The sequence below is a fragment of the Actinomycetota bacterium genome (genome assembly GCA_040905475.1).
Taxonomy (GTDB): domain Bacteria; phylum Actinomycetota; class AC-67; order AC-67; family AC-67; genus DATFGK01.
Genome location: JBBDRM010000013.1, coordinates 1 through 652 on the forward strand (window position 1 = coordinate 1; position 652 = coordinate 652).

The following is a 652-nucleotide window of genomic DNA, read 5'->3' on the forward strand; positions in this document are numbered from 1 at the left end:
CCCCCCCCCGGGCCCCCCTCGTTCTGCTTACGGACCGGGCATGACCCGATACGGACGTGGGTAAGGGGATTTGCACAGAACCTTCGGATGCGAAGGGAGGGTGGCGTCGTGTTCAGACGCAGAGCAACCAACGTCAACGATCCGGTTGAGCCCACGGTCGTGGAGCAGCCTGCTACGCCCGTCGTCTCGCCGATCGAGGGAGCGGCTCAGAGCATGCTCTTCACGCTGCTCGGAGCGGCAGGTCTGATCGTGTCGGCGTTCTTGGAGTGGATACGGCCCGACGGCATCATGGGAACCGAGGTAAGTTATCGCGCCTATTTCGACGCCGATTTCGGCACCCAGGCGCCGTTCTTCCGGTCGGCAGGGATCATGGTCATCGCGATCGGGCTCCTCGCCATCCTCGGGATGGCGTCGCGCTCCGGATGGATCACGAGACTGGCCGGCGCGCTCGGCATCATCGCGTTCGCGCTGTTCGCGATAACGCTTTACCGCATCGACGCGAACCTTCCGGGTTCACTCGGGATCGGCATGTGGGTCCTCCTGGGCGGCGGCTTGCTGTCCATGTTCGGCGGCCTTTTCGCCACCCGGCCGAGGATCGTCGTGCGCAAGGCGGTCCCCAGCCCGTAAGGCTTCGTGGGGTGGGGGGGGGGGG

Annotated in this window: 1 protein-coding gene; it reads left to right on the top strand. The window is 65.8% G+C overall.

Features of this window, described 5'->3' with window-relative positions:
• Positions 1-108 precede the first annotated feature (108 nt).
• The gene (locus WEB06_01540) at positions 109-627 is read left to right on the top strand and encodes a sugar:proton symporter (GenBank protein ID MEX2554296.1); all 519 of its coding nucleotides are present in this window, start codon (positions 109-111) and stop codon (positions 625-627) included.
• Positions 628-652: the final 25 nt, after the last annotated feature.